Genomic DNA, 25072 nt, shown 5'->3' with positions numbered 1-25072 from the left:
TGTGCACGGCCAGAATGGTAGACGGGGCTCTACAAGCGGATGCCGAGGGCCGCGCGCGCAAACGCGAGAGCTTCCTCGGGTGCGACGCCGAGTTGGCGCGCCTTGCCGGCGAACGCCACGGCGGCCACCTGAACCTGCCGCTGGGCCAGGTCACCGCTCGCGGCGATGAAGGATCCGTTGCGACCCCGCGTTTCGATGACCTCGGCACGCTCGAGCTCTCGGTAGGCGCGGGCGACGGTGTTGGTGGCGAGCCCCAAATCTTCGGCGAGCCTGCGCACGGTCGGCAGTTTGTCGCCGGGAGCCAGTTCGCCCGAGCGCACTGCGGTGAGCACCTGCACCCGCAACTGTTCGTAGGGCGGTGTCGCCGAGCGCGGATCGACCAGCAGCATCATGCCGGGGTCTTTGTTCGGCTGTCCTGGTCCGGCCGGTCGTCGGGTTGGCCATCTTTCTGGCCGCCGGGGTCGCCGGGCTGACCGCCGGGGTGACCGCCGGGGTCGGCGGCGCCGGGCGTGCGTCGACGACGGTCGAGTTCGAGGGCCGTCTCTGGCCACAGCCGGCGCAGAAAGTGGGTCGTGCTGCGATTGCGCAGGCTTGTGACGCTCCAGCTGACCAGCACGACGACCAGCACCGGGCCCATGATCGTGAAAGAGCCGACCAGAATCTCGCCGATCGAGCCGGGCACCGGTAGGGTCATCGCTTCACTCAACGAGAGGAACAAGACGCAGCTGCTCACGGCGGCGATGATTCCGGGAATTCCCACGAGGCTGCGCAGGGTGGTGCTGCGAAAAGCGTCGCTCCAGGCCAGCTGAGTGTAAGTGGCCGCCGGTTGGCCGTGGGCGAGTAGTGCGTTCGCCGCCGCCCAAGTCGTCAGGCTCGCGGCGGTCGCCAGCGCCAGTAACAGCCCGGCCGGCCAGAGAATCGTGCGAACCGAGACGTCATCGAAGGCGCGCTCCGGGTTGATGGCGATGACCCCGAGCACTGCAATATAGCCGAGGGTGGCGAGGCCCAGCAGGCCCAGGGAGAACGTACGGTCAAGCGGCGTGACGTAGTCGGCCAGCCCGGGGGAGATGTTGCGCGCCAGTCGCGGGGTTTCGGCAACCGGAGCAAACGCCGAGCGGGAATCGTCGCCGATGAGAGCGACCGTCGACCCGACGGTCATCGCGACAACGACCAGGAGCCCGTTCCACGGGTTCTCATTGCCGTCCGTCACGACCAGCGCCGTGACGCCAACGAAGAGCCCCACCATCGACCCAACGATTCCCGCGCGTTCGCGGCGATAGATCCGGGTCGACAACTCGGCAACGATCTCGGGAGCCAACGCGAGCCCGACCTGCCGGGAGTAGGCGTGCAGCATCCGCCTGCGTGGTACGGCACGCGCGCTATAGACCAAGCGGATGCCGAAGCCCGCCAGTGCCAGCGTCGCCAGGATCACTACGACTGCATCCACGAAACCCTCTCTTTGTGCGTATTTTGTACCAGAGTAGCGCTACAAAATGCGAAGTGCAAGGCCGACAGTCAGACTGCGGATTGCCGATTCAGGGCCTCGGCGACCAGCCTGAGCGCATCGGTCGGGCTGACCCCCAGTTGCTCGATGCGCGTCGCGAATGCGTCGGCCGCCGCCTGAGCATTGCGATCGGCCGCATCACCCTTGGGAGCGATGAAGGATCCGAACCGGCCACGCGTTTCTATCACGCTGTCCCGCTCCAGCTCGCGATAGGCGCGGGCGACCGTGTTCGTAGCCAGGCCCAGCTCGGCGGCAAGGGCTCGCACGGTCGGCAGGCGAGTGTCGTGGGCAAGTTTGCCCGAGCGCACGGCCGCAATCACCTGGCTGCGCAGCTGTTCAAACGGCGGCGTACTCGATTGGGGGTCAATGACAATAAAGGAAGCGGGCATGGGACCCTCCGTTCAACGTTATGGGCAATTTTGCCTCGCTACAACCGATGCTGCAACAGCATACCCACGGTACGTTCCCCCGAAATGTTCCGCGAGTGCGGGTGAATGGTTGCTTCGACCATGTCGAAGCAACCATTCACCCGCTTTTGCGAGGGGGGTGGAGTTGGCTGGGTAGGCTCGACTAATGACCTTTCCCGCAGAGCTGGCCAGCCTGCTGCCCACCCTGGTCGGGGTTGTGCTGCTGCTCGCGGTGGTCGTGACGGTTTTGCGCGCGTATCGCACGCAGCATCCGTTCGCCCCGGCGCTCGCCCTGCTGCGCGGAACCCTGCAACTGGCCGCGATCAGCCTTATTCTCAGCGGAATCATCAACGACCCACTCTGGGTCGGTGTCAGCCTGCTCGTCATGTTCGCGGCGGCCGTCGGCACGGTCACCCGTCGCGTCGGCGCCAGCCGGGCTCACCTCGTGCGCGTGGCCGCGGCCATGGGACTCGGCGTGATCGTGACGCTAACCATTGTTTTCGCAACCGGGGCGATCGAGTTCTCGCCGCGCTACGTGCTCGCGATCGGCGGCATCATCATCGGCAATGCGATGTCGATCGCGACGCTCAGCGGGCGCCGCTTCTCAGAGGCGGTCAGCGACCACTGGCCCGAGGTCGAGGGTTGGCTGGCTCTCGGGGCCACGCCGCGGCAATCGACCCGCGACCTGGCCCGGCAGGCCGTCTACTTCGCCATCATCCCGTCCACCGACCAGACCAAGACGACAGGCTTGGTCACGCTTCCGGGCGCGTTCGTCGGAGCGATTTTCGGGGGAGCCTCGCCGCTCGAGGCCGGCCGGTTTCAGATCGTCGTCCTCGCCGGCATTCTCTGCGCCGGGTCGATCGCCGCGGTCACCCTGCTGCATTTGATCTCTCCGGTGCGCCAGAAGCCAGTCCTTTAGTCCGCGAGAGCGGGAAATTCGTGGCTTCAGCCCCGCGAAGCAAGGTATGTGCCGCTCTCTAGTGAAGGATGAGCTACGCGATCGAGCGCTGGATCAGACGGGAGAGCACGATCGCGCTGCGGGTATGGTCCACGTTGGGAGCCAGACGTACCTTTTCGAGCGCTGCCTCCAGCCCCGGAATGTCGCGCGCGCGAATGTGCACCATGGCGTCGGCGCTGCCGGTGACGGTTCCCGCATCGACGACCTCGGGCACCCCGGAGAGAATGCGTAGCAATTCGTCGGGCGCAACGGTGCCTCGGCAGAACAGCTCGACGTAGGCTTCCGTGCTCATCCCGTCGACGGCCGGGTCGACCTGAATCGTAAAGCTGCGAATGACCTTATCGGCCACCAGCCGGTCGACGCGCCGTTTCACAGCGGATGCCGACAGCCCCACCACCGAGCCGATGTCACCATAGCCGGCGCGCGCGTTCTGGCGCAGCAGGTCGAGAATGCTGTGATCGAGGTTGTCCATGGGGCGAGTCTAGGGGCCAGCTATACGCAAGATTGCGTTCGCACCGTACATCTCGAAGATTTCTTGCGCAAATCGGCGTGAAATGTCGATTCATGCTGTGTGAGACTGAGAGTGGCGTCCCGGAACGAGCAAACTTGGTCGTGCCGGGCTCTCGTGAGCGACCTGGTCCGCCATCCACCCCGAGTTCCGCCGGTCGATAGGCCCGCGGATCCCAAAAGGAGCCTCATGTCGATCAACTCAGCCACCCCCGTTCTCGCCGAAGAGGGCGCCGTTCCCGTGCGTACCGCCACCAAACGCACCGTGCTCATGTGCAAGCCGCAGTTCTTCACCGTTGTGTACCGCATCAATCCGTGGATGGACCCGGCCCTGCCCACCGACACCTCGCTCGCCGTCACGCAGTGGCAGACTCTTTACGACACCTACGTCGGCCTCGGCTTCGACGTGCAGCTGATCGATCCGATCGACGGCCTGCCCGATATGGTCTACGCGGCCAACGGCGGCTTCGTCATCGATAACCAGGCGTACGGCGCCAAGTTCACCCATGTGCAGCGCCAGCCCGAGGGCCCCGCCTACATGGACTGGTTCGGCGCCAACGACTTTAACGTACGCGTGCCCGTCGAGACCAACGAGGGTGAGGGCGACTTTCTGCTGGTCGGCGACGTCATCCTGGCCGGCACCGGTTTTCGCAGCGACTCCAACAGCCACGCCGAACTCTCGGCCATCGCCGGCCGCCCGGTGATCACCCTGCGCCTGATCAACCCGAGCTTCTACCACCTCGATACCGCCGTCGCCGTTCTTGACGACAGCAACATCGCCTACCTGCCGAGCGCCTTCGACGAGCCAAGCCTTGCCACTCTGCAGGAGCGCTACCCCGACGCGGTCATAGTCACCGAAGAAGACGCCGCCATCCTCGGCCTCAACTCGTACTCCGACGGCTACAACGTCGTCATCGCAGCCCGCGCCAAGGACTTCGAACGCCAACTGCGCGCGCGCGGCTACAACCCGATCGGCGTCGACCTGTCCGAACTGCTGCTCGGCGGCGGCGGCGTCAAATGCTGCACGCTCGAGCTGCGCCGATGACACTGTCTGCACCATCATCACGTCGACCAGCACCGCGCCGATCAACTTCGCCAACACGACCCTGAAGGAGCACGACATGACCACGAACCTGACCGACGCGCAGGCCGTAGCCGCGGCATCCGTTTCGCCGGCTGCTGCTGCCTTGATCGCCCAGGAGAGCGCGCACGCCGCGCACAATTACCACCCGCTCGAGGTCGTCGTGGCGTCCGGCGACGGTGCCTGGGTGACGGATGTCGCGGGTCACCGCTATTTAGACTGCCTCGCCGCGTACTCGGCCGTGAACTTCGGTCACTCCAACCCGCTGCTGCTCGATGCCGCCCGCGCGCAGCTCGGCCGGATCACCCTGACCAGTCGCGCGTTCTATAACGACCAGCTCGGCCCGTTCGTGACCGCGCTCGCTGAACTCGCCGGCAAGGACATGGTGCTGCCGATGAACACCGGCGCGGAGGCAGTGGAGTCCGGCATCAAGGTGGCTCGCGCCTGGGGCTACCGGATCAAAGGCGTCGCCCCCGGCCAGGCCAACATCATCGTCGCCGCCGGCAACTTTCACGGCCGCACCACCACCATCATCAGCTTCTCCGACGATGAGTCGGCCCGCGCCGGGTTCGGCCCATTCACGCCCGGTTTTCGCACCGTGCCGTACGGCGATGCCGCAGCGCTCGAAGCGGCGATCGACGAGAACACAGTGGCCGTGCTGCTCGAACCCATCCAGGGTGAGGCCGGGATCGTCGTGCCGGCCGCGGAATATCTGCCCGCGGTGCGGGAGATCACCACGCGGCTGGGCGTTCTGTTCATTGCCGATGAGATCCAGTCGGGCCTCGGCCGCACCGGTTCGACCTTCGCCTGCGATCTGGTGGGCGTCGTGCCCGACCTCTACCTGCTCGGCAAGGCGCTCGGCGGCGGCATCGTTCCCGTCTCGGCCGTCGTCGGCAACACCGACATCCTCGGAGTGCTGCACCCGGGCGAGCACGGCTCGACCTTCGGTGGCAACCCGCTCGCCGCGGCTGTCGGCCTCGCCGTGGTGAAGATGCTGGCCACGGGCGAATATCAGCAGCGCGCGACCGAGCTCGGCGCCCGCCTGCACGCCGGGCTCGCCGCACTGATCGGCCACGGCGTGATCGCTGTGCGTGGGGTGGGACTCTGGGCCGGCATCGATATCGACCCGTCTCTCGCGCCCGGCCGGGTCGTCTGCGAGGCGCTCCTCGCCCGCGGGGTGCTCGCGAAGGACACCCACGGCTCGACCATTCGCCTCGCGCCGCCGATCGTGGTCTCGGAGGCGGACGTGGACTGGGCCGTCGAACAGCTGCGCTTCGTGCTCGCCGACCTCGCCGCCGCGAAGTAGGTCCCCGGCCGTCTCACGCCGACCGTGGCAACGTGCATGGTCGCGCCCCATTCCGGTGACCGCTACGCCGGTTACGGTAGCGCGCACCCATACCGGGTGCGGTCATGCGCCGCCTCCCCTACTGCGCCGGGGCCGTCTTCTTCGGCGCACGATTCACCGGCGTGCCCGTCACAACAGCGGACGCGCTGTCGCTCGCATTCGAAGCCCTGCGCACTGGCGCCTTACGCACCGGAACCGCCTCGGCCGCGGCGACCAAGGGCGCGGCGACCGGCTGCAGCCGGGATAGCTGCGTCACGTGGCGGGGGTCCAACTCCTCGAGCGCGTTCACGCCGAGCAGGCGCATGGTGCGGGCCACCTGCTCCGACAGGATCGCAATCGTGCGATCGACCCCGGCCTCACCGCCGGCCATGAGGCCGTAGAGGTAGGCGCGACCGATCATCGTGAAGCGGGCGCCGAGCGCGATCGAGGCCACCACGTCGGCCCCCGACATGATGCCCGTGTCGAGGTGCACCTCGGTGTGGGCACCGACCTCACGGGCAACCTGCGGCAGCAAGTGGAACGGAATCGGTGCACGGTCGAGCTGGCGACCGCCGTGGTTCGATAGGGTGATGCCGTCCACACCGAGATCTACGAGACGCTTTGCGTCGTCGAGGTTCTGCACGCCCTTGACGACGACCCTGCCTGGCCATTGCGCCTTGATCCAGGCGAGGTCCTCGAAGTCGACCGTCGGGTCGAACATGGTGTCGAGCAGTTCGGCGACGGTACCGCTCCACCGGTCGAGGCTCGCGAACGAGAGCGGTTCGGTGGTCAGAAAGTTGATCCACCATTCCGGGCGCGGCAGCGCGTTCACGACGGTACCGAGGGTGAGCGCCGGCGGGATCGAGAAGCCGTTGCGCCTGTCGCGCAGTCGGGCGCCAGCGACAGGCACGTCAACGGTCACCAGCAGGGTGTCGTATCCGGCCTTGGCAGCCCGGTCGACGAGCGCCATCGAGCGGTCGCGATCCTTCCACATGTACAGCTGGAACCAGTTGCGGCCGTTCGGGTTGGCGGCCTTGACGTCTTCGATCGAAGTCGTGCCCATGGTCGACAGAGCGAAGGGAATACCGGCGCGGGCCGCGGCGTGCGCCCCGGCGATCTCGCCCTCGGTCTGCATCATGCGGGTGAAGCCGGTGGGCGCGATGCCGAAGGGCTGCTCCACAGGGGCGCCGAGCACGTCCCAACCGGTTGACACGGTCGACACGTCGCGCAAGATCGACGGGTGAAACTCGATGTCTTCGAAGGCCTGCCGGGCACGGCCGAGCGAGATCTCCGCTTCGGCGGCGCCCTCGGTGTAGTCGAATGCGGCCTTCGGCGTGCGCTTCCTGGCGATGACCCGCAGGTCGGAGATCGTCAGGGCGCCATCGAGCCGCCGCTTCTTCGCGTTGAGCTCGGGGGTCTTGAACTTCATCAGCGGGGCGAGGTCTTTGATCCTGGGGATGCGTCGTTGAACCATGGTCGTCCTATCGTGTCGTCGGCAAGGAATCAGTGGGAAGTGAGGTGGGTCTCGGCGTAATACCCCGAGATGTGGGCGTGCACGGCGAGGCGGGCGGAATCCGGTTGACCGGCCAGAATGGCCAAGAGAATGCCGCGATGCTCGAGTCTGAGACGAGCGGATGTCGCCGGCCAGCTGGGTAGGCCCGCCGCGCCCGCCCGCGCGTACCCCTCGATCGCGCTGCGGAGGCCGGCCATGGTCGCGGTGATGACCTGGTTGCCGCTCGCTTCGGCGAGCGAGAGGTGGAACTGGGTGTCGAGGGCGAGAAATTCGGCTTCGGTCAGGGTCTGATCCTCCATGGCGGTGAGGATTTGCTCGGAGCCGGTCAGGTCGGGGAAGGGCATGCCAGCCAGCTCGGCGACGACCGATCCTTCCAGCACGAGACGGGTTTTCACGACGTCGGCTACGTCGAATCCCTGCGCTGCGACCTGCAGGCGCATGAGCGCCGACATGCCGCCGCCGGGTCGGGCGACGATGATCGCGCCCGCCGACGGCCCGGAACCGACGGCCGTGCGAATGAGCCCCAGCACCTCGAGCACCCGCAGCGCTTCGCGCACACTCGATCTGCCGACCCCGAGGTCGGCCGCAAGCGTGCGTTCGGGCGGCAGGTGATCTCCCGGGCTGAGGCGCCCCTCGATCAGGTCGAGTTCGACGGCGTCGAGCACGACCTGCCAGGCGCGCGGGGCGATCGCGGTCATCGGGGTCCGTTCTGTGGTCTGACCACAGGCTACACGATGTTGCCGGGTTTGCGGGATACAGTTTCAGCCAAACCGGGAGAGACCACATGACCGCCGCGCCCCAGCTGATCGACCTGAAACTACCCGACGGACCGGGCGGCAGCGCCGGCCTGAAAGCCGTGCTCGCGATCCCTGCCGGCGACGGCCCCTGGCCCGGCGTCGTGCTCGTGCACGAAGCGTTCGGCCTCACCGAGGTCATGCGACGCCAGGCGGTGCGCTTGGCCGAGGCCGGCTATCTCGCACTCATGCCCGACCTTTTCACCGAGGGTGGAACCCGCAAATGCCTCGTCGCCACCTTTCGCACGCTGTCGGCCGGTGCCGGTCGGGCCTTCGTTGACATCGAAACGGCCCGCACGTTCCTGATCGAGCGCACCGACTGCACCGGGCGCATCGGCGTGCTCGGCTTCTGCATGGGAGGCGGCTTCGCGCTCGCTACCGCCGCGCGCGGCTTCGACGCCTCCTCGGTCAACTACGGCCGGTTGCCCAAAGACCTCGACGATCACCTACTCGGCGCCTGCCCGATCGTCGGCAGCTTCGGCGGCGACGACCGCTCCCTCATCGGCGCAGCGGCCAGGCTCGATTCCTCCCTCGACCGGCTGCGGATTGAGCACGACGTCAAGGAATATCCCGGAGCCGGGCACGCCTTTCTCAACGATGCCGAGACCGGGCCGCGGGTGCTGCGCCCCGTGCTCAAACGAATTCTTGGCGCCGGGCCCGACCCGATCGCCGCCGCCGACGCCTGGACGCGCATCGAAGCCTTCTTCGGCGAGCATCTCGGCGCATCACGGTAGAGGGCGCCTGCGGCCGATCGACTACAAAAGTAAGTCGGCCCTGGAGTTGTGAGGGCCAGCTAGCTCGTCAACACGACGTTGAGCGGCGGCTCGTCGCGCAGCATCCGCTTGATCTGTTCGCGCACCAGCCGGGCCATGCGCGGCAGCATGGCGCTCGAGGCACCGCCGACGTGTGGTGAGATGATCACGTTCGGCAGCGCGAAGAGCGGATGCCCCGCCGGCAGCGGTTCCGGATCGGTCACGTCGAGCGCGAGCCTGATGCGACCGCCCGTCGCGTGCGCGAGCAGAGCGTCGGTGTCGGCGACCGGACCGCGGGCGATGTTCACGAGCAGGGCACCGTCTCGCAGCTGGCCCAGGAAGGCGTCGTTGACCAGATGCTTCGTCGCGATGGTCAGCGGAACGCCTACGACCACGATGTCTGCCTGCGGGAGCAGTTCGGGCAGCGCTTCGAAGCCGTGGATCATGCCGCGCTCATCGCTGCGAGCCGTGCGCGCGACCCGGATGACCGTCGTTTCGAAGGCCAGCAGCCGGCTCTCGATGGCCCGGCCGACGCCGCCGTAGCCGAGCAGCAGCACGGTGCGGTCGGCGAGGCTGGCGTGGTGGGCTGGTGCCCATTCTCCGGCGTCAGCTGCACGCACGAAGGCGGGGATGCCGCGCTGGGAGGCGAGGATGAGCGCGAGGGCGAGCTCGGCCGTCGACGTCTCGTGCACGCTCGCCGCGTTGGCGTAGACGTGCCCGGCGGGCAGCACCCGGTCGACGCCGTCGTAGCCGATGGACTGGCTCTGCACGAGGCGGGTCTCGACGCCGGCCAGGTGCGCGAGGCGATCGGTCGCGCCCATGTACGGCGTGACGACGAGGTCGAACCGTGGCCGCGGGGCCGGCCCGTCGAGCGCCCACTCGATGACCTCGACGCCCGCGGGCAGATCGCCGACCGCCTCACGCAGCACGGAATCGGGCAGGCTGACCAGCAGTGAGTTCATTCCCCGAGCCTACGTTGCCCCGCCCTACTCCAAGGCGCGCCGCCGTCTCTGAACGGGGTCCGGGCCCCGCGCCGGTTACCGCCCGTGCGTCGCGTCGTCGCGCACCGGCTGGCTCGCCAGTGCGCGCGCCGGGTGCAGGGTGCTCAGCGCGACTCCGGCGAATACGATCACGCCGCCGACGAGCTGCGGCGTGGTCAGCTGGGCGCCGAGCACCACGGCGATGATCACCGTGAACACCGTGATCAGGTTCAGAAACAGCCCGGCCCGGCCCGGCGAAATGCTCTTCAGCGCCGCGTTCCACAGCACGTAGGAACCGATCGACGGAAAGATCGCGATGAAGATCACCGCCCAGCCGATGGCGGCATCCGCTGGCCAGCGCACCCCGCCGAGCAGCGCGACCGGCGCGAGCAACGCCGCGACGAACGTGCCCTGCACCGCCGTCGCGGTGATCGGCGGTACCGAAAGCCCACGGCCGACGATCGTGTAGAGGCTCCACACCACGATCGCACCCACCATGAGCACGTCGCCCGCGTTCGGCGTGCGCGTGAAAACGGATGCGAGCGCACCATCCGTGATGATCAGCACCACTCCCACAAGCCCCAGCCCCAGCCCGACAACGCCCCGCCAACCGATGCGTTCGCGCAGCAACACTGCCGCGAGCACCACCATCATGGCCGGATTCGCGGCGTTGATAAGCGACGCGGACTGCGGCGTCGTGTACTGCAGCGCGGTGTAGAGCAGCAGGTTGTAGCCGCCAACGCCGAGAGCCGCGAGCAGCAGCAGGCGGGGCCAGCGACGCAGCACCTGGGCCCAGTTCGGCCGCTCGACCACTTGGGCAAGAATCAGCAGCGGAATAGAGGCGAGCAGCCAGCGCAACCAGGTGAGCTCCACGGGGGAGAGCGTCTGCACGGCGATGCCGCCGACGATGTAGTTGCCCGCCCACAACAGGGTCGCAACGACGAGCGCAATGGTGGCCTTCATGCGCGCACGGGTGTCGGCGTTTTGCCTGACGCGGTGATGAAAGTGGTCATTGCCTGCCCATTGCTCAAAAAAAGAGGGTCTCTTCTTCGACCCTAGACCGCTCCGGTCAGCAGCCAGGGCCGCGCGGGTGCTGCCGGCAGTCTGCACTGGGGACGGGGTCCCGTGCGCGGAGCTAGCACGGCGCTAGCGCGGCGCGGTGGCTTCGACGATCGCGATCTCGCGAGTGGCCGTCTCGTGATTGAGTGCCGCGGCCTCCTCGCGCCCGTCCCCAGCATGCGCCACGCGCACCCGCGGCGCGGTGAACGGATGCACGTGTACCCGCAGCCGGCGATACCGCACCATCCAGAACAGCACGACCAGTGCGGCCAGCAATCCCGAGATCGCGGCGAGGCCGAGCGCCCAGCGTGGGCCGAAGGCATCCGCTACCCAGCCGACGAGCGGCGCGCCGAGGGGAGTGCCGCCGACGAAGATGGCCATGTAGAGCGCCATCACGCGGCCGCGCATCTCGGGCCGGGTCGTGGTCTGCACGTAGGCGTTTGCGGTCGTCATGAGGGTGAGCGACGACAGGCCGACCAGCACGAGGGATATGGCGAAACTGGCATACGTCGGCATGATCGCTGACAGGGCGCAGGCCAGGCCGAACATTGCCGAACCCAGAACCACGAGGCGCATGCGCGCGCGGCTGCGGCGGGCCGCGAGCAGCGCACCGGCGACCGCGCCGATGGCCATGATCGAGCTGAGCAGGCCGAACTCGGCAGCCCCCCGTCCGAACTCGATCGTAGCCATGGTCGAGGTGAAGATGGCGAAGTTGAGCCCGAAGGTGCCGATTAGAAAGACCGCGATCATGACGACGACGATGTCGGACCGACCGCGCACGTAACGGAAGCCGGCCATGAGCTGCCCGCGCTCGCGTGGGGCCTTCGGCTGGCGGCGCAGCTGGTGGGTGCGCAGCAGGGTCATCGCGAAGACCGTCGCGGCGAAGGTGACGGCGTTGATCATGAACACCCACCCGGCACCGACGGCTACCGTGAGCAGTCCGGCAGCGGCCGGGCCGATCAGTCGTGCGCCGTGGAACGACGCCGAGTTGAGGGCGACCGCGTTGGAGAGATTGTCGTCGGCGACGAGTTCAGAGACGAAGGTCTGTCGTGCCGGGGCGTCGATCGCGGCGACGACGCCGAGGCCGAACGCGAAAAGGTACACGTGCCACAGCTCGACGACGTCGGTCACGGAGAGAATGCCGAGGCCAAGGGCCAGCAGACCCATCAGGGTTTGGGTGAGGATGAGCAGCTTGCGCCGGTTGAACCGGTCGGCGATCAGGCCGGACCAGGGCATGAGCAGCAGCATGGGGCCGAGCTGCAGCGCCATGGTGATGCCGACAGCGGTCGCGTTGTAATCGGTGAGTTCGGTCAGCACGATCCAGTCCTGGGCGGTGCGCTGCATCCACGTGCCGATGTTGGACACCAACGCTCCGGCGAACCAGATGCGGTAATTGACGACGCTCAGTGAGCGGAACATGGCGCTCAACTGTCGGCGAGCTCCTTCATGATCAGGGTCGCGTCGGCGAGCACCCGGCGCTGTTCGGGGCTGAGCTGGGCAACGCGCTGCACCAGCCAGGCATCTCGACGCTTGCGGGTTTCGGTCATCATGGCGGCTGCGGCATCCGTTGTGCTGAGCACGATCTTGCGTCCGTCGAGCGTGGAGTCGGTGCGGGTCACGAGGCCGGCATCGACGAGGCACTTCACGGTGCGGGTCATCGACGGCGGGGTGACGCGCTCGAACTCGCTGAGCTCGGTGAGCGTCAGCGGACCGTGCAGGTAGAGCACACCGAGCGCCGAGAACTGCCCGCTGCCGAGCTCGTTCTCGGCCTTCTCCTGGCGCAGGCGACGGGCGAGGCGGCCGTTGGCCAGTCGAAACTCATGGCTGAGTTCGGCGGTGTCGTTCGCTGCGGCGGGCTGGCCGCGGAGGGGTGGCAGCGCCTTGATAACACCGACGGCTGCGGTCTTGGGATAACTTCGCGATTCCATATATGGTTAGCATAGCAAATTAGCCTTGCTAAGTACATTGCTGCGGGTCATTCGGCCCAAACACGGCAGACTGGCATCGTGCTCACATATACGGATGCCCACGGCCGGCTCATAACCTATTACGTCTGGCCGGTCCCCGCCGCCAGAGCCGTGATCCAACTCGCGCACGGCGTCGGCGAGCACGCCCAGCGTTATGCGTCGCTCGCCGCCGATCTCAACCGGGCCGGGTACACGGTCTACGCCGACGACCACCTCGGCCACGGCCAAACTGGACTGGCCCAGCACGGCGGCGATCACACCAGGCTCGGTCGGCTCGGTGCGGGCGGGTTGCGCGCGGCCGTGGCCGGCGTGCATCAGCTGAGTACGATCATCCGCTCAGACAACCCAAACCTGCCGCTCATACTGCTCGGGCACAGCTGGGGATCATTCATGGCGCAGATGATCGTGAACGAGCACGCCGCCGAATACGACGCCGTCGTTCTCTCGGGCTCGGCATATCGCTGGCCCGGCTATCTCGACGGCGGCGATCTCAATCGTAAGCACCAGGTGCTCGGCACGACCGGGGTCGAGTGGCTCAGCCGCGACCCGGCCGTCGCTGCGGCGTTCGTGGCCGACCCGCTGACCACGGCCACCCCGCTTGCGAAACTGTTCGGCCTCCGCGAGGCCGCCCGCCTGTTCGGTCGGCCGGCCAAGGACCTACCGATCGACCTGCCGCTGCTCGCACTGGTCGGCGGTGACGACACGGTTGGCGGAGAGCGCAGTGTCCTGAAACTGGTGAACGCCTATGTCAAGCGTTCCGGACTGCGCGACGTGCGCCTGATCGTCTATCCGGGTGCGCGGCACGAAGTCTTCAACGAGACCAATCGCGACGAGGTGATCGGCGATCTCGTGTCCTGGCTCGACGAGCGGTTTCCCGGCAAGCCGTAGGCTGAAACCATGCATGGTGAATATAAGGTTCCGGGCGGCAAACTGGTCGTCGTCGATCTCGATGTTGTCGATGATGTCATCACCAACTTTCGTCTGGCCGGGGATTTCTTCTTGGAACCCGACAATGCCCTCGAGGACATCAATGCGGCGGTGACCGGCCTGCCCGCCGGTAGCTCCGCCGCCGCGATCGCCTCAGCCGTGCGCCGGGCACTGCCCACTCGGGCCATTCTGCTCGGCTTCTCACCCGAGGCCGTGGCCGTCGCGATTCGCCGGTCGCTCGCGCAGGCGAGCACCTGGCAGGACTACGACTGGCAGATCATCCACTCGCAGAAGCCCGTCGCACCCGTGCTGCAGATGGCTCTCGACGAGGTGCTCGCGACCGAGGTCGGCGAAGGACGACGCCAACCGACCCTGCGCATCTGGGAGTGGAACGAGCCGGCCGTCGTCATCGGCAGCTTTCAGTCGCTGAAAAACGAGGTCGACCCGGAGAACGCCGCCAAGTACGGCTTCACCGTGGTGCGGCGCATCAGCGGCGGCGGCGCCATGTTCATGGAGGCTGGCTCGGTCATCACCTACTCGATCTACGCGCCGACGGACCTCGTGCAGGGCATGAGCTTCGCCGATTCGTACGCGTTTCTCGACGAGTGGGTCATCGAAGCGCTCAAATCGCTCGGCATCGACGCGCGCTACCAGCCGCTCAACGACATCACCAGCCCGACCGGCAAGATCGGCGGAGCCGCGCAGAAACGCCTCGGCAGCGGCGCCGTGCTGCACCACGTCACCATGAGCTACGACATGGACGGCGAAAAGATGGTGCAGGTGCTGCGCATCGGCCGCGAAAAGCTCAGCGACAAGGGCATCACGAGCGCCGCCAAACGCGTCGATCCGCTGCGCAGCCAGACCGGCCTGAGCCGCGCCGCTATCATCGACCGCATGAAAGAGACCTTCACCGGCCTCTACGGTGCTACCGCGAGTGACGTTACCGTCGAGGAATACGCCAAGGCAATCGAGCTCGTCGCGAATAAGTTCAGCACCGAGGCCTGGCTGACCCGGGTTCCGTGAAGACGCGATAAGCGGATGCCGGCGGCTCGCCGAGGGCATCCGCTTATCGCGCGCCTGCGCTCGGGCTACCCTCCTCGCGTCAGCAGGTCCTGATATTCCGCGTGCCGGTCGATCCAGTGCGCCACGTAGGAGCAGTCGGGCACCACGGCGAGGTCGGTGCGCACGCGCACGTCGTCAAGTGCCTGCTCGACCAGAATGCTCGCCAAACCGTGGGCACGCTGTGCCGGATCGACCTCGGTGTGCGTGAAATGCACGGCGGTCGCCGTCGTGATGTAGTCGGCCTGGCCGACTAGTTCTTCGCCGAGCAACACCGTGTAGCGGCTCTGCTCGGGGTTATGGCGCACCTGCAGAGTGCCGGTTTCAGCCAGCTCCTGCGAGTGGATGGTCGTCGATTCAGCAGTCATCTTGACAGACTAAGCCGATAGACGGCGCGCGGGCTGAAAGAATGGACAAATGCAAAATGCGTGGACGCCGACCAGCCCGAGCCGTGTCATCCACGCAAACAACCTCGAGGTGCTGCCAGGCCTCCCTGACGGCGCCTTCACCCTGATCTACCTCGACCCGCCGTTTAACACCGGCCGGTCGCAGAAACGGCAGAGCACCACCTCGGTGCGGTCGGTCGCCGTCGACGGCTCGCACGCGGCCGGCACGATCACCGGCTTCAAGGGTCAGCGGTACGAGCGCATCAAGGGTGACCTGCTCGGCTATGACGACCAGTTCGAAGACTATTGGGCTTTTCTGGAGCCGCGACTGATCGAGGCCTGGCGGCTGCTCGCCGACGACGGAACCCTCTACCTGCACCTCGACTACCGCGAAGCTCACTACGCCAAGGTGCTGCTCGACGCCCTCTTCGGCCGGGAGTGCTTTCTCAACGAGCTCATCTGGGCCTATGACTACGGGGCGAAGTCCAAGAACAAGTGGCCAACCAAGCACGACACGATCCTGGTCTACGTGAAGAACCCGGCCCGGTATTACTTTGACTCAACCACCGTCGACCGCGAGCCGTATATGGCTCCCGGGCTGGTCACACCTGAAAAGGTCGCCAAGGGAAAGCTTCCAACGGATGTCTGGTGGCACACGATTGTCTCGCCCACGGGCAAGGAGAAGACCGGCTACCCCACCCAGAAACCGGTCGGAATTCTGCGCCGTATCATCCAGGCCTCCAGTCGCGAGGGCGACTGGGTGCTCGATTTCTTCGCCGGCAGCGGCACCACCGGCGCGGTCGCAAACGCACTCGGCCGGCGATTCGTGCTCATCGACCAGAATCCCGAGGCGCTCGCCGTGATGCGGGTGCGGTTCGAGCTGGTCGCCGGCATCGACTTTTCTGATTTGACCGAGGAGAGACCTGAGAATGACGCGGTGGGCTCGCAGCCCTCGTTGAGGAAGCGGGCATCCCAGCAAAAGCTGCCGCAGTCGATAGCGGGTACCGCGAGACCCAACTGACGGCATCCGCTTGGCGGGGGAGGGCCGGAAGGCTCAGGCCGCGTGCACGGCCCGAATGTGCGCGGCATACCTGCGCCCGCTGTCTTTTACCGTGCGCTGAAGGGTGTCAAAGTCGACCCGCACGATGCCGAAGCGCTTTTCGTAGCCGTACGACCACTCGAAGTTGTCGAGCAGAGACCAGACGAAGTACCCGCGCACGTCGGCACCGGCCGCGATCGCCTCGGCCACCTTGTTGATGTGCGAGACGATGTAATCGGTGCGTTCGGAGTCGTGCACGCTGCCGTCGGCGCTCACCGTGTCGTCGTAGGCCGCGCCGTTCTCGGTGACATAGAGCGGCGGGAGCTGCTCGTACTCCTCGCCGAGGCGCACGAGCAGCAGGCGCAGCCCGTCAGCGTTGACTTCCCAGTCCATAGCGGTGCGCGGCAGTCCGCGGCTGGGAAAGGTGATGTACTCCGAGCCGATCCACGGCGACCCGACCGAACGCGCAGCGCCGCCGGCGTGTGAGTCGCTCGCCGAGGCGTCAGCATGCCCGCTCACGAGGTCGTCGTGATAGTGGTTGACGCCGAGAAAATCGAGCGGAGCGCTGATGATTGACAGGTCATCTGAGTGGATGACCTCGGCTAGGCCGAACGGCTCCAGGTCGTGCAGGGTGTCCACCGGGTAGGCGCCGCGCAGCAGCGGCTCGAGGAAGATGCGGTTGGCGAGCGAGTCGAGCCGACGGGCCGCCTCGACGTCGACCGGGTCGGTGGCGTCGCGTGGCACAGCATTGGTGAGGTTGAGCGTGATCCCGAGGTGCTGGGCTCCGGCCGAACGCAGCGCGTTCACGGCAAGCCCATGGGCGAGGTGCTGGTGGTGCACGGCGGCGACCGCCGCCCCGCCGTCCTGCCGACCCGGCGCGTGCACGCCCGATCCGTAACCGAGCAGTGAAGAGCAGAAGGGCTCGTTGAAGGTGGTCCAGTGGGTGACCCGATCGCCGAGCGCAGCGTAGACATCCGTCGCATACTCGACGAAACGGTAGGCGGTCTCGCGGTTGGCCCAGCCGTCCTTTTCTTCGAGGGCCTGCGGCAGGTCCCAGTGATAAAGCGTGAGCCAGGGCAGAATACCGGCGCCGAGAAGCTCGTCGACCAGTCGGGAGTAGAAGTCGAGTCCCTCCGGGTTCAGGGCGCGATCGCAGGGGCGCACCCGGGCCCAACTGATGGAAAAGCGGTAGGCATCGAGGCCGAGCGAGGCCATGAGCGCCACGTCGGCGGGCATGCGATGGTAGTGATCCACGGCGGTTTCGAGGTCGTCACCGCCCGCGATGGCACCCGGAACTCGCGCGAATGCGTCCCAGATCGAGTCTTCCTTGCCGCCCGCATGGCCGGCTCCCTCAATTTGGGCGGCGGCCGTCGCCGACCCCCAGATAAATCCGTGCGGCCAGGTGAACGGTGTGGGTTCGATCTGCGACATGACACGACGGTACCCCGCAACGGCGCATTCGACCAGAGCTTCGGATGTCCGCCAGCGCCCAAGTATGCAAACGCGGATATCGGGTCGGATATCGCCGTGAATCGCGCGTTATCGGCCCCGACAAACACGATCTCCGCGGTTGTGCACTCGGCATTCAGGACTTGCGATATTGGTCGCGGCTAAGCTCGAATCATGCTGCAGAATAACGAACCCACGGAGGCCGACCAGCGGCGCATCCGACGCCGGTTTCTGATCGGCGTTCTCATCGTCGGAGTGCTTGTCGCCCTCGCGGCGATCGCGCTCTACCTGAGCGCCGCCATGAGCGTTTAGGCAGTTCCTCCAAACGAAGTAGGTACATTGTGCAGTTGACCCGGTGGCAGCGACTCGGCCTGACCACGGCCGTCGGAGCGGTGCTCGCGGTCGGCGCCACCGCGATCGTCGTGCAGGCTCTCGAGGGTTCCCCTGAGCCGGCGAAGACCGCCCAGGCAACGGATGCCGCCACTCCCGCCGCAACGGACGACCCGGCTCGAGTCACCCCGACCGAACCGGCCGCTGCGGTAGAGGTCGAAGCGGCGCCGGTTCTCAGCGCTCCCGTCGCCGCACAGCTGGACTATCTCCTCGCGCACTGGCAGCTGGAAAATTACAACTCGGCCGAGTGGGGTGTGCTCGGCGAGAATGACTGTGTCAACTTCGCCAGCCAGGCCATGATCGTGCGCGGTTGGACAATGGACTCCGTCTGGTCGAGCCCGAAGAATGGCAATGCCTACGATGCCTCGGCGGCCTGGCGAAGTTCGACCGCCTTCATGAAGTACATCGCGTCGACCGGCAAGGCCACGGCGCTGACCGACCAGCAGCGCGATCAGGTGAAGGTCGGCGACATCGTGCAGTTCGACTGGGACAACACCGGCGACCGCGATCACACCGGCATCGTCACCAGGGTGGAGAAGGTCGGCGAGACCATCACCATCTCGTTCGCCGGGCACACTTTAGATTCCGACTACCGCTCGGTCGACACGGCCATCACGGTTGACCACCCCGGTGGCACGGCCTACTACTGGAGTGTTCCCTAGGCGATAGCGTCGTCCACGATCGCCTTGGCCTCGAGCTGAACCTGTGCGAGGTGGTCCGGGCCCAGAAAGGACTCGGCATAGATCTTGTAGACGTCCTCGGTGCCGCTCGGCCGGGCTGCGAACCACGCGTTCTCGGTCGTCACCTTGACGCCGCCGATGGCCGCACCGTTGCCGGGGGCCACACTGAACGCGCCGGTGATCTTCTCGCCGGCGAGCTCGGTGGCCGTGATCATCGAGCCGTCGAGCTTGGCCAGCGCGGCTTTTTGGGCTGGCGTGGCCGCGGCATCCACTCGGGCATAGGAGGGGGCACCGAAGTGCTCGGCGAGCTCGGCGTAGCGCTGGCTCGGGGTCTTGCCGGTGACGGCGAGAATCTCGGAGGCGAGCAGGGCCAGCAGGATGCCGTCCTTGTCGGTGGTCCAGACGGTGCCGTCGAAGCGCACGAAGCTTGCTCCGGCGCTTTCCTCGCCGCCGAAGGCCACCGAGCCGTCGATCAGGCCCGGCACGAACCACTTGAAGCCGACCGGAACTTCCCACAGGTCGCGCCCGAGAAAGCCGGTGACTCGGTCGATCATCGTCGACGAGACGAGGGTCTTGCCGACAGCGGAGTCGGGTTTCCAGCCTTCGCGGTGGCTGTAGAGGTAGTCGATGGCGACGGCCAGAAAGTGGTTCGGGTTCATCAGGCCACCGTCGGGCGTGACGATGCCGTGCCGGTCGGCGTCGGCGTCGTTACCGGTGAGGATGTCGTACTCGTCCTTGTGCGCGACAACGGATGCCATCACCGAGGCACTCGACGGATCCATGCGGATCTTCTCATCCCAGTCCAGGGTCATGAAGCGCCAGGTCGGGTCGACTTTCGGGTTGACCACGACGAGGTCGATCTCGTACCGGTCGCGGATAGCACCCCAATAGCCGACGCTCGCGCCGCCGAGCGGGTCGGCCCCGATGCGGATCCCGCTGGTACGGATGGCCTGCATGTCGATGATGTTCTCGAGGTCATTCACGTAGTGACCGCGAAAGTCGTAGGTCTCGACGGCGCTCGGCTCGCTCCGTAGAACGCCGACCAGACCGCCGGCGATGAGCTCGTTGGCGCGGTTGGCGATCCATGAGGTGGCGTCGCTGTCGGCCGGACCGCCGTGCGGCGGATTGTATTTGAAGCCACCGTCCATGGGCGGGTTGTGGCTCGGGGTGACGACGATGCCGTCGGCTAGGTCGCCGTGCTCGGCGCGGTTGTAGGCCAGAATCGCGTGGGACAGGGAAGGGGTGGGTACGTAGTCGTCGAACTCGTCCACGAGCACGCGCACACCATTGGCGACGAGCACCTCGAGGGCGGTCGTGTAGGCCGGGCCGCTCAGGGCGTGCGGATCGGTGCCGATGAAGAGCGGGCCGGTGATGCCCTGGCCGGCGCGGTATTCCACGATCGCCTGCGTCGTGGCACTGATGTGATCCTCGTTGAACGCGGTGTTCAGCGAACTGCCGCGGTGCCCGGAGGTGCCGAAGACGACCCTTTGGGCTGGCACCGTGACATCCGGTTTCAGGTTGTAATAGGCATTGACCAGCCCATCAACGTCGATCAAATCAGATTCCTGGGCGGGGGTTCCTGCTCGTTGGCTCATGAGCACAGTCTGGCACCCCCGGTAGGCTGTGAGCCATGCCCGACTCGCCGAATCCGCACCAGGCCCAGACCTACAGCTATCTCGGCCCGGCCGGCACGTTTACCGAGGCGGCACTCGCCCAGGTGGCCGAGGCGCGCGGTCAAATCTGGCGCCCGGTCAATAACGTGGGCGAGGCCTTCGCCGACGTGATCTCGGGTCGCAGCCTCGCGGCGATGATCGCCATCGAGAACTCGGTCGACGGCGGCGTCACGGCCACGCAAGACGCCCTCGCGAGCGTGCCGAACCTGCGCATCATCGGCGAATACCTCGTGCCGGTCAACTTCGTGCTCGTCGCCCGCCCCGGCACCACGCTGGAAGATGTGCGGGTCGTCAACGCGCATCCGGTCGCCTATGGGCAGTGCCGCAACTGGCTCGAACGCGCCCTGCCGAGCCACGGGCACATTCCCGCGTCGAGCAACGTCGCTGCCGCAGCTGCCCTGCTAGAAACTGATCAAGCGGATGCCGCGATCGCCCCGCCTGGTATCGACAAGCACCACGACCTCATTGTTCTGGCGTCAGAAATCGGCGACAACCCGAACGCGGTGACCCGGTTCGTGCTTGTCGGCCGCGGCAACCAGCTGACTGCGCCGACCGGCGCCGACAAGACCAGCCTCATCATCGAGCTGCCGAGCGACCGCTCCGGTGCCCTGCTCGACATGCTCGAGCAGTTCGCCACCCGTGGCGTGAACCTCAGCCTGATTCAGTCCCGGCCGATCGGTGATTCCCTCGGCCGCTACCGCTTCGTCGTCGACGCTGACGGTCATATTCTCGACGAGCGCGTCGCCGACGCCCTGCTGGGACTTCGCCGGTTCAGCCCCGAGGTGATCTTTCTCGGATCGTATCCGCGGGCTGATAAGCGCCCGATCGAGTTCACCTCGCGTTACGACGATGGCATCTTCATCGAAGCCCGCGACTGGTTGCGCGGCTTGATCGATGGGGAACCCGCCGCATGACCGAGCCGCGCTTTGACCCGGAACACGATGCCCGCTATCAGCGTGGCTATGAGCCCGGTAACCTTGCGGATCCCGCTGCGTCGGACATACCGGCGATTCTGTCGCCCGCCGCAGACAGCCCGCCGACAAACTTCGTTGGACCAACCGATGTCGGTTCGGTGCCCACACCCGACGCCGACGAGCCTCTCGACCAATTTGAGCCGGGTAATCCGTTCATCGTTGCCCTGTGGATAATTGGGCCAGTCCTCATCATCGGCGGGCTGATCCTGCAAGCGCGCACGATTCTTAGCACCTATTTCAGCTCGGGCTTCGCGGGATCCTCGAGCACCGAGGTGCCGCTCGAAATGGTTATGCAGCAGTTGATCTGGACTCTCGCACCCGCAATGACCGCAACCGGCCTGGCCACTGTCGTCGGGCTTCTGTTTTTCCATGCCCTGCGCTGGCGCTCCCGGTCAACCCGCCGATAAGACCCGCCAATTTGGCGAGTGAGGGGTCGCAAAACCACCTGAAACCGGCGGTGAACAACAGAAATGATGCGCTACTCGGCCGGCACGCGCACGATGAGCGCGCCCGCGTCGGCGTGCAGCCGCACCTTGCGCACCAGCCCGAACTCGTCGCCGTCGAGTTCGAAATCCTGCGGTTGCTCGAGCGCGATGCGAATGTCTGGCCCCCGCAGGGTCGTCATCACTCGTTCATTCGATGATTCGGTCGCCTGAATCATGCGGCGACCCACTGCCGAGCGGCGCAGCACCCCGTTCTCCCAGGTCACCCGCCGCCAAATGGTCAGCCAGCCGAGCACACCCTTGGGCTGCAGCACGGCAATGTCGAGAATGCCGTCGTCGAGGCGTGCATCGGGCAGAAACTGCAGGTTGCCCGGCAGGAGCCCGCAGTTGGCGACAAGAATGGCGCTCACCTGGGCCGGCCGGTCGACCCGCCCGGCAACGCTGTAACGGATGCGAAATGGCTTGGCTTTGGGCAGCGCCCGCGCCACGCCGTCGACGTAGGCGAGCCAGCCCACCTGTTTCTTCAGGTCATCGCGGGTGTGGGCGATCATCTGCGCGTCGAGGCCGAGACCGGCCATAACCAGGAAGACGTGTTCCTCGACCGCGCCAGCGTCGGTCGTGACGCTCGCCACGCCGAGGTCGATGGGCTTGTCGACCCCGCTGAACGCGATCGTTGTGGCGGCATCGATGCTGCCGAGCGGCAGCTCGAGGTTGCGGGCCAGCAGGTTACCGGTGCCCGACGGCACGATCGCCATGCGCACCCCGGAGTCACGCAGGGCCTCGGCAACGGCGCGAACCGTGCCGTCGCCGCCTGCCGAGAGCACCATCGATGCGCCAGCGTCGAGTGCCTGCTTCGTAGCGGCCTGGCCGACGTCGTCACGGCTGGTTTCGAACCATTCCGTTTCGGCCCAGCCGGCGGACTGCTCGGCCGCGGTCACGCTCGCGCGCAGCTTGGCGAGGTCGACTTTCACCGGGTTGTAGACGACGGCGGCGTGCTGGTTGAGTCGTTCGGAGGCGGTCACGAGGCCTAGGCTACGCGGTCGCCTCCGCGGTTGCCTCCGCGGTTGCCCAGCGGCAGGCGCTTGTAGACTGGCCGGGTGATTGATCCGGTGCTGTTACGCGAAAACCCTGACCTCTTCAAGCGTTCGCAGGAGGCCCGTGGCGACTCCGTTGAGGTGGTGGATGCCGCGCTCGCCGCCGACGCGAGCCGACGCGCATCCATCACGGCGTTTGAAGACCTGCGCGCCACGCAGAACCTTTTCGGTAAGACGGTGGCTCGGGCTTCGCCCGAGCAGAAGAAGGCCCTCGTTGCCGAAGCGCGCGGTCTCGCCGCGAACGTCAAGGCTGCCGGTGCCGCGGCCGCTGAGGCCGAGGAACGCTTCACAAAGGTCGTGAAGACCATCGCGAATCCCATCATCGACGGCGTTCCGGCCGGTGCCGAAGAAAACTTCGCGATCCTGCGCACCCACGATGAAGCCCCGGTCTTCGAATTTGAGCCGCGCGACCACCTTGAACTCGGCGAACTGCTCGGCGCCATCGATATGGCCCGAGGTGCCAAGGTCTCCGGTACCCGCTTCTACTTCCTGAAGGGCATCGGTGCCCGCCTCGAGATCGCTCTCATGAACATGGCGCTCGATCGGGCGCTCGAAGCCGGCTTCGTGCCGCTCATCACCCCCACCCTGGTGCGCCCCGAAATCATGGACGGCACCGGTTTTCTCGGCGAACACAACGACGAGGTCTATTACCTGCCCGCCGACGACCTCTACCTGACCGGCACGAGCGAGGTCGCGCTCGCCGGCTACCACAAAGACGAGATCCTCGACCTCTCCGAGGAACCCCTGCGCTACGCCGGTTGGAGCACCTGCTACCGCCGTGAGGCCGGCTCGGGCGGTAAAGACACCCGCGGCATCATTCGCGTGCACCAGTTCAACAAGCTTGAGATGTTCACCTACGTGTTGCCCGAGAACGCCGAAGCTGAACACGCCAATCTCGTCGCTCTGCAGGAGGGCATGCTGCAGTCCCTCGGCCTCAGCTACCGAGTGATCGACGTTGCCGCCGGGGATCTTGGTTCGAGCGCTGCCCGCAAATTCGACATCGAGGCCTGGGTGCCCACCCAGAACGCCTTCCGAGAGCTCACCAGCACGAGCAACTGCACCACCTACCAGGCACGCAGGCTGGACATCCGCTATCGCACCGAATCGGGCAAGACCGCGCCGGTCGCGACCCTCAACGGCACCCTCGCGACCACCCGGTGGCTCGTCGCCATGCTCGAAACACACCAGCAAGCGGATGGCTCGGTGCGCGTCCCCGAGGCGCTCCGGCCCTACCTCGGTGGCCTCGAGGTGCTCACGCCCCTTCCGGTGAAGGGAGCGAAATGACTTTTGACGTCACCACCGAGCCGTGGCTCGTCGCCCTCGACATCGACGGTACGACCATGCACGAAGACGGCTCGATCAGCCAGGCCGTGATCGATGAGGTCGCCCGGCTCGCCGCGGCCGGACACGAGGTCATGCTCGCCACCGGGCGTTCCGCTGCTGCCGCTCTGCCGGTGCTCGACCGGCTTGGTATCTCGCCGCGCTACGTGGTCTGTTCCAATGGGGCCATTACGATGCACCGCGACGCGACGGCGCCCATGGGATACCGCCGCGAATGGGTCGAAACTTTCGACCCGAGCGACGTGCTCACCTCGATTCGGGCACACCTCGGCTCGGCCCGGTTCGCCGTCGAAGACGAGCATGGTTTCTACCGCTACACCGAACCGATCCCCGATGCCACGATCGGCATGGACAGCGAACGGGTCGACTTCGATGAACTGCTGAAGCATCAGGCGACCCGGGTGGTCGTCATCTCGCCCGACCACGACATGGAAGAGTTCCTTCACGTCGTCGAGCGTATGGGCCTGAACCGGGTGAGTTACGCCATTGGGTGGACGGCCTGGCTCGACATCGCCCCCGACGGCGTCAACAAGTCAACGGCCATGGAGCGGGTGCGCGTGGCGATGGGTGTGCCGCGCGAGCGGGTGATGGCCGTCGGTGATGGCCGCAACGACATCGACATGCTGCAATGGGCCGCCGAATTCGGTCGCGGCGTGGCCATGGGGGAGTCGCCAGGCGACGTTCTCGCCGCCGGATCGGAGATCACCGGCAACGTGACCATCGACGGCCTCGCCACGGTTTTGCGCACGCTCTGACCGCCATCCAGCCGTT

At 66.5% G+C, this 25072-nt stretch carries 27 protein-coding genes; 13 read left to right on the top strand and 14 right to left on the bottom strand.

Features of this window, described 5'->3' with window-relative positions:
- Nucleotides 1-29: 29 nt before the first annotated feature.
- From E3T47_RS11740 to E3T47_RS11730, 3 genes are all read right to left on the bottom strand, one after another.
- Nucleotides 30-392 (bottom strand): GntR family transcriptional regulator, encoded by a 363-nt coding sequence (locus tag E3T47_RS11740; RefSeq protein ID WP_422386490.1) that lies wholly within the window; start codon nucleotides 390-392, stop codon nucleotides 30-32.
- A complete protein-coding gene (locus tag E3T47_RS11735) occupies nucleotides 389-1447 on the bottom strand; it encodes a hypothetical protein (protein ID WP_134556263.1) in 1059 nt (352 codons plus the stop codon). The genes E3T47_RS11740 and E3T47_RS11735 overlap by 4 nt, the downstream gene beginning before the upstream one ends.
- Before the next feature lie 68 nt (nucleotides 1448-1515).
- Nucleotides 1516-1893, bottom strand: coding sequence for a GntR family transcriptional regulator (locus E3T47_RS11730; protein WP_134556262.1), 378 nt, complete (start codon nucleotides 1891-1893; stop codon nucleotides 1516-1518).
- Between the two features lie 184 nt (nucleotides 1894-2077).
- On the opposite strand from E3T47_RS11730, the gene E3T47_RS11725 reads away from it, so the two are divergent.
- Entirely contained in the window at nucleotides 2078-2830 is a 753-nt protein-coding gene (locus tag E3T47_RS11725; RefSeq protein ID WP_134556261.1) for an ABC transporter permease, read from the top strand.
- Between the two features lie 73 nt (nucleotides 2831-2903).
- Here E3T47_RS11725 and E3T47_RS11720 read toward each other — a convergent pair whose 3' ends face one another.
- Nucleotides 2904-3341 (bottom strand): Lrp/AsnC family transcriptional regulator, encoded by a 438-nt coding sequence (locus E3T47_RS11720; protein WP_134556260.1) that lies wholly within the window; start codon nucleotides 3339-3341, stop codon nucleotides 2904-2906.
- A gap of 225 nt (nucleotides 3342-3566) precedes the next feature.
- On the opposite strand from E3T47_RS11720, the gene ddaH reads away from it, so the two are divergent.
- Together ddaH and rocD are read left to right on the top strand one after the other, a co-directional pair.
- The gene (ddaH, locus tag E3T47_RS11715; protein ID WP_134556259.1) at nucleotides 3567-4421 is read left to right on the top strand and encodes a dimethylargininase; all 855 of its coding nucleotides are present in this window, start codon (nucleotides 3567-3569) and stop codon (nucleotides 4419-4421) included.
- Between the two features lie 76 nt (nucleotides 4422-4497).
- Nucleotides 4498-5763 carry an ornithine--oxo-acid transaminase gene (gene rocD, locus E3T47_RS11710; RefSeq protein WP_134556258.1) on the top strand — a complete coding sequence of 422 codons (1266 nt, stop codon included), beginning with the start codon at nucleotides 4498-4500 and terminating at the stop codon, nucleotides 5761-5763.
- A gap of 118 nt (nucleotides 5764-5881) precedes the next feature.
- Here rocD and E3T47_RS11705 read toward each other — a convergent pair whose 3' ends face one another.
- Both E3T47_RS11705 and E3T47_RS11700 read right to left on the bottom strand, forming a co-directional pair.
- Nucleotides 5882-7255 carry an alpha-hydroxy acid oxidase gene (locus E3T47_RS11705; RefSeq protein ID WP_134556257.1) on the bottom strand — a complete coding sequence of 458 codons (1374 nt, stop codon included), beginning with the start codon at nucleotides 7253-7255 and terminating at the stop codon, nucleotides 5882-5884.
- Nucleotides 7256-7284: 29 nt separating this feature from the next.
- Entirely contained in the window at nucleotides 7285-7992 is a 708-nt protein-coding gene (locus E3T47_RS11700) for a FadR/GntR family transcriptional regulator (RefSeq protein WP_134556256.1), read from the bottom strand.
- Nucleotides 7993-8078: 86 nt separating this feature from the next.
- Here E3T47_RS11700 and E3T47_RS11695 point away from each other — a divergent pair, with 86 nt between their 5' ends.
- Nucleotides 8079-8822, top strand: a complete 744-nt coding sequence (locus tag E3T47_RS11695) for a dienelactone hydrolase family protein (protein ID WP_134556255.1) — start codon at nucleotides 8079-8081, stop codon at nucleotides 8820-8822.
- 59 nt (nucleotides 8823-8881) lie between these two features.
- Here E3T47_RS11695 and E3T47_RS11690 read toward each other — a convergent pair whose 3' ends face one another.
- The 4 genes from E3T47_RS11690 to E3T47_RS11675 form a co-directional block, all read right to left on the bottom strand.
- Nucleotides 8882-9802 carry a 2-hydroxyacid dehydrogenase gene (locus tag E3T47_RS11690; protein WP_134556254.1) on the bottom strand — a complete coding sequence of 307 codons (921 nt, stop codon included), beginning with the start codon at nucleotides 9800-9802 and terminating at the stop codon, nucleotides 8882-8884.
- 75 nt (nucleotides 9803-9877) lie between these two features.
- Nucleotides 9878-10783, bottom strand: a complete 906-nt coding sequence (locus E3T47_RS11685; protein ID WP_134556253.1) for a DMT family transporter — start codon at nucleotides 10781-10783, stop codon at nucleotides 9878-9880.
- 183 nt (nucleotides 10784-10966) lie between these two features.
- Nucleotides 10967-12298 carry an MFS transporter gene (locus E3T47_RS11680; RefSeq protein WP_134556513.1) on the bottom strand — a complete coding sequence of 444 codons (1332 nt, stop codon included), beginning with the start codon at nucleotides 12296-12298 and terminating at the stop codon, nucleotides 10967-10969.
- 5 nt (nucleotides 12299-12303) lie between these two features.
- Nucleotides 12304-12807, bottom strand: coding sequence for a MarR family winged helix-turn-helix transcriptional regulator (locus tag E3T47_RS11675; RefSeq protein ID WP_134556252.1), 504 nt, complete (start codon nucleotides 12805-12807; stop codon nucleotides 12304-12306).
- A gap of 78 nt (nucleotides 12808-12885) precedes the next feature.
- Here E3T47_RS11675 and E3T47_RS11670 point away from each other — a divergent pair, with 78 nt between their 5' ends.
- The gene (locus E3T47_RS11670) at nucleotides 12886-13734 is read left to right on the top strand and encodes an alpha/beta fold hydrolase (protein ID WP_134556251.1); all 849 of its coding nucleotides are present in this window, start codon (nucleotides 12886-12888) and stop codon (nucleotides 13732-13734) included.
- A 9-nt stretch (nucleotides 13735-13743) separates the two neighbouring features.
- A complete protein-coding gene (locus E3T47_RS11665) occupies nucleotides 13744-14796 on the top strand; it encodes a lipoate-protein ligase LplAB (protein WP_134556250.1) in 1053 nt (350 codons plus the stop codon).
- A gap of 65 nt (nucleotides 14797-14861) precedes the next feature.
- Here the strand turns inward: E3T47_RS11665 and E3T47_RS11660 are convergent, their stop codons facing one another.
- Nucleotides 14862-15200 carry a GNAT family N-acetyltransferase gene (locus tag E3T47_RS11660; RefSeq protein WP_134556249.1) on the bottom strand — a complete coding sequence of 113 codons (339 nt, stop codon included), beginning with the start codon at nucleotides 15198-15200 and terminating at the stop codon, nucleotides 14862-14864.
- A gap of 49 nt (nucleotides 15201-15249) precedes the next feature.
- On the opposite strand from E3T47_RS11660, the gene E3T47_RS11655 reads away from it, so the two are divergent.
- Nucleotides 15250-16239 carry a DNA-methyltransferase gene (locus E3T47_RS11655; RefSeq protein WP_134556248.1) on the top strand — a complete coding sequence of 330 codons (990 nt, stop codon included), beginning with the start codon at nucleotides 15250-15252 and terminating at the stop codon, nucleotides 16237-16239.
- Nucleotides 16240-16272: 33 nt separating this feature from the next.
- On the opposite strand, the gene E3T47_RS11650 is transcribed toward E3T47_RS11655, so the two are convergent.
- Nucleotides 16273-17688 carry a GH1 family beta-glucosidase gene (locus tag E3T47_RS11650; protein WP_134556247.1) on the bottom strand — a complete coding sequence of 472 codons (1416 nt, stop codon included), beginning with the start codon at nucleotides 17686-17688 and terminating at the stop codon, nucleotides 16273-16275.
- Nucleotides 17689-17880: 192 nt separating this feature from the next.
- Here E3T47_RS11650 and E3T47_RS15945 point away from each other — a divergent pair, with 192 nt between their 5' ends.
- Together E3T47_RS15945 and E3T47_RS11645 are read left to right on the top strand one after the other, a co-directional pair.
- Entirely contained in the window at nucleotides 17881-18018 is a 138-nt protein-coding gene (locus E3T47_RS15945) for a hypothetical protein (protein ID WP_166805709.1), read from the top strand.
- A 35-nt stretch (nucleotides 18019-18053) separates the two neighbouring features.
- Nucleotides 18054-18758, top strand: a complete 705-nt coding sequence (locus E3T47_RS11645; protein ID WP_166805708.1) for an amidase domain-containing protein — start codon at nucleotides 18054-18056, stop codon at nucleotides 18756-18758.
- Here E3T47_RS11645 and pgm read toward each other — a convergent pair.
- Nucleotides 18755-20371 (bottom strand): phosphoglucomutase (alpha-D-glucose-1,6-bisphosphate-dependent), encoded by a 1617-nt coding sequence (gene pgm, locus E3T47_RS11640; RefSeq protein ID WP_134556245.1) that lies wholly within the window; start codon nucleotides 20369-20371, stop codon nucleotides 18755-18757. The two genes, E3T47_RS11645 and pgm, sit on opposite strands and share 4 nt — an antisense overlap.
- 35 nt (nucleotides 20372-20406) lie before the next feature.
- On the opposite strand from pgm, the gene pheA reads away from it, so the two are divergent.
- Together pheA and E3T47_RS11630 are read left to right on the top strand one after the other, a co-directional pair.
- Nucleotides 20407-21363, top strand: a complete 957-nt coding sequence (gene pheA, locus E3T47_RS11635) for a prephenate dehydratase (RefSeq protein WP_134556244.1) — start codon at nucleotides 20407-20409, stop codon at nucleotides 21361-21363.
- Nucleotides 21360-21830 (top strand): hypothetical protein, encoded by a 471-nt coding sequence (locus tag E3T47_RS11630; RefSeq protein ID WP_134556243.1) that lies wholly within the window; start codon nucleotides 21360-21362, stop codon nucleotides 21828-21830. The genes pheA and E3T47_RS11630 overlap by 4 nt, the downstream gene beginning before the upstream one ends.
- A gap of 71 nt (nucleotides 21831-21901) precedes the next feature.
- On the opposite strand, the gene E3T47_RS11625 is transcribed toward E3T47_RS11630, so the two are convergent.
- Nucleotides 21902-22888 (bottom strand): diacylglycerol/lipid kinase family protein, encoded by a 987-nt coding sequence (locus E3T47_RS11625; protein ID WP_134556242.1) that lies wholly within the window; start codon nucleotides 22886-22888, stop codon nucleotides 21902-21904.
- A 75-nt stretch (nucleotides 22889-22963) separates the two neighbouring features.
- On the opposite strand from E3T47_RS11625, the gene serS reads away from it, so the two are divergent.
- Nucleotides 22964-24244 (top strand): serine--tRNA ligase, encoded by a 1281-nt coding sequence (gene serS, locus E3T47_RS11620; RefSeq protein WP_134556241.1) that lies wholly within the window; start codon nucleotides 22964-22966, stop codon nucleotides 24242-24244.
- On the top strand, nucleotides 24241-25056 hold the full coding sequence (locus E3T47_RS11615; RefSeq protein WP_134556240.1) for an HAD family hydrolase: 816 nt from the start codon (nucleotides 24241-24243) through the stop codon (nucleotides 25054-25056). Before serS ends, E3T47_RS11615 begins: the two co-directional genes overlap by 4 nt.
- Nucleotides 25057-25072 lie beyond the last annotated feature (16 nt).

It is taken from the genome of Cryobacterium ruanii (assembly GCF_004404055.1).
Lineage (GTDB): Bacteria > Actinomycetota > Actinomycetes > Actinomycetales > Microbacteriaceae > Cryobacterium > Cryobacterium ruanii.
The sequence above is the reverse complement of the archived record's forward strand: the minus strand, read 5'-3'. Positions and strand labels throughout refer to the sequence as shown.